Source organism: Butyrivibrio sp. WCE2006, assembly GCF_000701985.1.
In the GTDB taxonomy this organism is placed as follows: Bacteria; Bacillota; Clostridia; order Lachnospirales; family Lachnospiraceae; genus Butyrivibrio.
Genome location: NZ_JNKH01000006.1, coordinates 164678 through 170767, shown reverse-complemented (window position 1 = coordinate 170767; position 6090 = coordinate 164678). Strand labels below are relative to the sequence as shown.

Here is a 6090-nt window from a genome sequence, read left to right as displayed (position 1 = left end):
ATCAAGATTCTGCCGAAGCTTCATCAGCGATAATCTTCCGTTCGACTTGCATGTGTTAGGCACGCCGCCAGCGTTCATCCTGAGCCAGGATCGAACTCTCACGTTTAAATGTTTCTCAAACATCTCTGTTTAAGATCGTTCGTCTTCTGACCAGAACTTAAGCTTGGCTTTTGTTCTGTCCGTTTTACCTTTAGTTAGGTTGTTTTGTTCTCTGAATATTCTTTTTGGAATTTTCAGGGTTGCATTACTATTTCATTGTCAAAGTACAATCTCATCATATTGATGAGGAACGCAGAAGGAGGGATTTGAACCCTCGCGCCGCTATTAACGACCTGCACCCTTTCCAGGGGTGTCTCTTCAACCTCTTGAGTACTTCTGCAAAAGTGTTGACTTCATCTCTTCACTCTTTAATTTTGAGCGGAGCGAGAGGGATTCGAACCCTCGTGGCGTTGCCGCCAAACGGTTTTCAAGACCGCCTCGTTATGACCGCTTCGATATCGCTCCATTTATAATTTTCTCTGTGAAGTGTTGCACACCTCAGCAGCGAAATTTATTATATCCATATGTGCATATAATGTCAACACTATTTTTAAATTTTTTCTTTTTATATTTTATTTTTTTCTTTTCCTTTTCTCAAAGTGTGACTTTTACTCTTTGAAGCAACTTTCTTAAGTTGGAATTTAATTTTTACTCCAGCTTTTTCTTTTTAATATTGATTCAGCCAGAATAATATCCTCAGGAGTGGTTATCTTAATATTGTCATATGATCCTTCAACCAGCTTTACTTTCCGTTTTCCAAATGTCTCCATTACCATGGCATCATCTGTTATGTTTATACCTTTTGAAATCAGGTCCTCTTCATTTCTGACAAGTTCTTCATATAACTCTGATATTTCATCATAAACAAAAACCTGCGGCGTCTGTACAAGCCAGGTATGATTCCTGTCAGGTGTCATTTCGGCAAAGCCTTCGGAATCTGCAATCTTGATGGTATCTTTTACAGGCATGCCAATTACACATGCTCCATACTTCATCACTGCATCATAAGCTCTCTCCAAAATCATATCATCAATAAATGGTCTTGCTCCATCATGAATAAACGCTATCTCTGTATCCCCTGAAGCTGCTTTAAGGCCATTTCTTACACTGTGGTAACGAGTGCTGCCACCCGGAATCATTGCTTTAACTTTAGTGAAATTACGCGAACCTATTATGTCTTTTTTTACATATTCAATATCTTCTGACGGTAATACAAGAATGATTTCATCAACAAAGCTTTTTTCAAACACTTCAAGTGCATATAAAAAAAGTGGTTTCCCTGCTATCTGCATATACTGCTTTTTTATGTCGCTATGCATTCTGCTACCGCTTCCTGCAGCTAAAACTATCGCTGTTGATTTTTTCTTATGATCTGCCATGATATCTTCTTTCCCTGTTTCCAAGAGGTAAATTAGGTACTGCATTTAAATCCATCCCACTTCTTACCCCTTTTAAAAACTCATAATAGCCTGCTGCTCCGATCATCGCTGCATTATCAGTGCATAATACCGGTGAAGGCCTGTAAAATGTATATCCTCTGTCCTTGCATTCTTTTTCCAATCGTGCACGTAACGCTGTATTAGAAGCAACGCCACCAGCTATGGCTATCTTATCGCATCCATATTCAGCCGCTGCTTCTATTGTGTGCTCAGTAAGAACATCTATAACTGCCTTTTGGAAAGAAGCAGCCACATCATTTATGTTTACGCTCTCTCCTTTCATTTCAGCCTGGTTAAGATAATTCAGTACTGCAGATTTAAGTCCGCTAAAACTAAAGTCATATGATTTTTCAGTGGTTTTTGCTCTAGGAAAGTGTATTGCTTCCGGATTTCCCTCCTTTGCAGCAGCATCCACCTTGGGTCCACCGGGATATCCAAGCCCTATCGCTCTTGCAACTTTATCAAAAGCTTCACCGGCAGCATCATCACGGGTCTGACCAATAATGTCATATTCACCATAATCTTTCACATACACAAGGTGTGAATGTCCTCCAGAAGCAACAAGACAAATGAACGGCGGCTCTAATGTCTTGTCCTCTATATAGTTAGCACAGATATGTCCTTCTATATGATGCACTCCAACAAGCGGTTTTCCTGTAACAAAGCTAAGGGCTTTAGCTTCTGAAACACCAACAAGCAGGGCTCCGACCAGGCCGGGGCCATATGTTACTGCTATGGCATCGATATCTTCAAGCCTGAGCTTTGCCTCATCCAATGCAGCACGCACACAACCATTTATTTTTTCTACATGCTTTCTGGAGGCTATCTCGGGTACTACCCCACCATAAATTGTATGTAAAGCTATCTGAGAAGATATAATATTTGACAACACCTCTCTGCCATTTCTGACCACGGCAGCCGCTGTTTCATCGCAGCTGCTTTCTATTGCCAGTATTGTTATATCATCAGCTTTGTTTTTTTCAATGTCGTTCTCGTTCTTAATCGACATAAATATTACGCCGTCCTCTTCGGTACGGCGCTCAATTTTTTCTACATTTTTATTATCCATAATTTACTGCTCTTCATCCGTTATTTCTGAAACTGTCCAACCCATTATCTTCCATAGCCCTTCTGAATCCTTTCGAAGAACAAACAAATAGTTATATGGAGTAGTGGATGTTCCATGTCGCAAATTGATTTTTGCGAGTACATTTGCTATTTCTTCACCGTTATCTCTCTTTTCCTGGAGATCCGATGTCAATACTTCATATTTGGTGATAGAATAGTCACCCTTCTTTTTTTCGTCAACTTCATTTTTGAGTCCATCCGGCCAATTGCTCTGATTCAGCAAAAATTCTGAATCAAATATACCCGCAAGAATTGCTGCCATTTTATCAAATTCTTCGTCAGTATATGTCTGTTTATACAGAACCTTCATGGTCCGGGCATAAAGATCCACAACAGTAGGAGGAGTTTTCGGATAGCTTTTTGCAAGGTCAATGGTTGTTATTTTTTGAACCTCTGTAAGCACCTGGTCCTCTGTTGTAGTATTTGTGTTCTTACCATTTCTGGTTATAACAACAAATATAGATATTCCTACAACTGCTGCAAGAAACATAAGCAACACGGTTTTAAAAATACTATTCTTCGTAGACTCGTCCATAATTCCTCCTCAAAAGAAATATGATCTGTTATTCGTCTTCAAATTTTAATGTGATATTTCTACCGTCCTTGGCTGCAATTGATTTAGAAAAAATATCCTTTACTTTAGGGAGATATTCCTTTGGATTAACAAGTGACGGACTGTAATGTGTAAGCCACATTTCTTTAACGTTTGCCTTCTTTGCAAGTTCAGCAGCTTCATACATTGTCATATGTTTGTTTTCTTTTGCTTTCTGCAGTTTTTCAGGTTCTCCGTACATTCCTTCACAGATAAATAAATCTGAATTTTCGGCATATTTAATTATACTGTCGGTGGGCCTTGTATCTGTGACATATGTCAGATGTATGCCCTTCCTTGCCTCTCCAAGAACCATATCCGGTGTGAAGATTCTGCCATCCTCAGTATGTATAATCTCGCCTTTTTGCAAAGGATTCCAGTATTTCTGTTCTATATTGTTTGCTTTGGCAGCTTCGACGTTAAATTTTCCAATCCTGTCCAGCTGCATGGAGTATCCATAACATGTAATGTTATGATTTACCTTGAATGCATTGATTTTAAATTCCGGCATATCAGGTATTATGATCTGGTCACTATCGCTATTGATCTCGTGATATTCAATAGGGAAAGGAAGTTCCGGCGCGATTGTCCTCAGCGCTTTAACTACACGTTCAAGCCCTTTGGGTCCTACGACCAGAAGTGGTTCTGTTCTTTCGGCATTGCCCATAGTAAGAAGCATTCCGGGTAATCCGGAAATATGATCTGCATGATAATGTGTAAAACAGATCATATCTATGGGTTTAGGACTCCATCCGCTTTTCTTTAAGGCTATCTGTGTCCCTTCTCCGCAATCAATTAAAAAGCTCTTTCCGTTATAACGGACCATCAGAGCTGTAAGGTATCTGTTTGGCAGTGGCATCATGCCGCCAGTTCCAAGTAGACATACATCAATCATTCGTTTTATTTCTCTTCCAATATATTATAGCATCGTCCTTCGGATCATCATAAAATCCAGGTCTGGTCCCCTCATTCACAAAACCAAGTTTTTCATACAGCCCTATTGCCGGTGCATTTCCTGCTCTGACTTCAAGAGTAAAGTTCTCGCATCCTATAGCTTTTCCTCTAAGCAGTAGTTTTTCAAGCATCATAGAGGCGATTCCTGCTCCCCTGCATTCCTGGGATACAGACACATTTGTAATTTCTCCGTCTCCCTGGATGTTTTGCACGCCGCATAATCCTACTACATTTCCCACCTTTTCTGCAACAAGATAAACCGTGTCATCCCGTGTACTTGCTTCAAGTATTTGTTTTTCAGTCCATGCTTCTTTACCGAGGTTGGCTTTTTCCAGTTCTGCAGCGTACGTTATATCCTCTGCCCTAAGGTCTCTTATGTAAATGGATTCACTTTTACTCTTTTTTTCCAGCTTAGTTGAATCTTCAGAGGATGATTTCATTGCAGATTTTTTCTCTGCAGCTTCACGCTCAGCCTGGGAGGCTCTCAAATATTCAGGAGAAAAGCTGTCAGCATCTACTGTTTTGCCTTCACGAAGGTATATTTCCGCCAGAGAAGCCAACGCTGAAGCTCTCTGTCTGTTCATATGAGCAGGCGCAAGGATATAGTTGACTGTCAACAGTTTTTCAATCTTATCCCTATAAACCGGTACTCCATCACCAAGAAGCACAACCGTTTTGCCAAGCATGTTAAGTTCACCTGCTATGTTCTCAACAGACATTGCACTCTGAGGTTTTATTGTTTTCATAGAAAAATAGATTTCACTATGCTTTTCGTTTTCCTTTTCAGGGACAAAAGTATATATGCCTGTGTAAACCTGGATTCTTCTGGCATCCATCATTGGACATATAACGAGTTCATTACCATAAAACTGATATGCCATTGCATCAAGGGTTGGCACGGCAATCAGTGGTTTATCCATGGCGAGGCATAGTCCTTTAGCTGTTGCGCAACCTATTCTAAGTCCTGTAAATGATCCGGGTCCCGCTGCAATCGCAATAGCATCAATTGTATTTAAATCAAGTGCTATACGTTTTTTAATTTCGTCCATCATAGGAAGTAAAAGCTCTGAATGCGTAATCTTATGCTGTATGGAAAACTCCGATAACAGTTTGTCATCCTCCATAACAGCCACACTGCAAACAAGGCCCGATGTATCTAATGCAAGTATTCTCATTTTCTATCTCTCAATCGTTCTTAATGTTATTCGGCGATAATCTGTTCCTTTCTTCAGATCTTTTTCAATTATTATCTCCATATATTTTTCAGGAAGGATTTCCTCTATCAGATTTGCCCATTCAATGAAGCATATTCCTTTTCCGTAGAAATAGTCCTCATATCCTATCTCATCCATTTCACTCACATCGCCTATTCTGTAAACATCGAAATGATAAAATGGTATCCTCCCCTCATCATAAACCTGAAGTATCGTAAAGGTAGGACTGTTTACAGGTCCTTCAATTCCAAGACCTGCTGCCACTCCCTGAGTTAATACGGTTTTACCCACACCAAGATCCCCGATCAGTGTATATACCGATCCGGGCGCAGCAGTCTCTCCAATTCTTTTTCCAAATGCGAAGGTTTCCTCCGCTGAGTATGTTTCTAATATAGTATTCATATAATCAGAATATTCCAGCCATCCAAAAAATGCAAGTCGGGAGCCAAAAAGGTATTGACGTGTTCACTTTCTGCTATATAATGATGACATAAAAATATAATCTTCGGGGCAGGGTGTAATTCCCTACCGGCGGTAACTGAGAAGCTTTTTATTTTGTATGTCAGCTTAATCATTCATTAATGACATCGAAACAGAAATGTTTTGCTGATAATCTGCTTGCATCAGAAGTCCGCGAACCGTTTTTACGGCCGATTTGGTGAGATTCCAAAACCGACAGTATAGTCTGGATGATAGAAGATGTCGTTTTATTTTGTCCCGAATC

At 40.0% G+C, this 6090-nt stretch carries 6 protein-coding genes, 2 tRNA genes and 1 riboswitch; all 8 genes read right to left on the bottom strand.

Going from position 1 to position 6090, the window contains the following annotated elements:
* Positions 1-290: 290 nt before the first annotated feature.
* The 8 genes from T501_RS06405 to tsaE all read right to left on the bottom strand — a co-directional run bounded on the left by T501_RS06405 (position 291) and on the right by tsaE (position 5768).
* A tRNA-Ser gene (locus tag T501_RS06405) sits at positions 291-379 on the bottom strand.
* Positions 380-418: 39 nt separating this feature from the next.
* Positions 419-504, bottom strand: a tRNA-Ser gene (locus T501_RS06400).
* Positions 505-680: 176 nt separating this feature from the next.
* On the bottom strand, positions 681-1442 hold the full coding sequence (ispD, locus tag T501_RS06395) for a 2-C-methyl-D-erythritol 4-phosphate cytidylyltransferase (protein ID WP_442856346.1): 762 nt from the start codon (positions 1440-1442) through the stop codon (positions 681-683).
* Complete coding sequence (gene tsaD, locus T501_RS06390; RefSeq protein ID WP_197027928.1) at positions 1405-2487, bottom strand: tRNA (adenosine(37)-N6)-threonylcarbamoyltransferase complex transferase subunit TsaD; 1083 nt, start codon at positions 2485-2487, stop codon at positions 1405-1407. Before tsaD ends, ispD begins: the two co-directional genes overlap by 38 nt.
* 63 nt (positions 2488-2550) lie before the next feature.
* Positions 2551-3141, bottom strand: coding sequence for a DUF6715 family protein (locus T501_RS06385; protein ID WP_026509452.1), 591 nt, complete (start codon positions 3139-3141; stop codon positions 2551-2553).
* Between the two features lie 28 nt (positions 3142-3169).
* A complete protein-coding gene (locus T501_RS06380) occupies positions 3170-4093 on the bottom strand; it encodes a ribonuclease Z (RefSeq protein ID WP_044913882.1) in 924 nt (307 codons plus the stop codon).
* The gene (gene tsaB, locus T501_RS20685; RefSeq protein ID WP_044913881.1) at positions 4086-5327 is read right to left on the bottom strand and encodes a tRNA (adenosine(37)-N6)-threonylcarbamoyltransferase complex dimerization subunit type 1 TsaB; all 1242 of its coding nucleotides are present in this window, start codon (positions 5325-5327) and stop codon (positions 4086-4088) included. The genes T501_RS06380 and tsaB overlap by 8 nt, the downstream gene beginning before the upstream one ends.
* A gap of 3 nt (positions 5328-5330) precedes the next feature.
* Positions 5331-5768 (bottom strand): tRNA (adenosine(37)-N6)-threonylcarbamoyltransferase complex ATPase subunit type 1 TsaE, encoded by a 438-nt coding sequence (tsaE, locus tag T501_RS06370; protein ID WP_044913880.1) that lies wholly within the window; start codon positions 5766-5768, stop codon positions 5331-5333.
* A gap of 95 nt (positions 5769-5863) precedes the next feature.
* Positions 5864-6071, top strand: a riboswitch (FMN riboswitch).
* Positions 6072-6090: the final 19 nt, after the last annotated feature.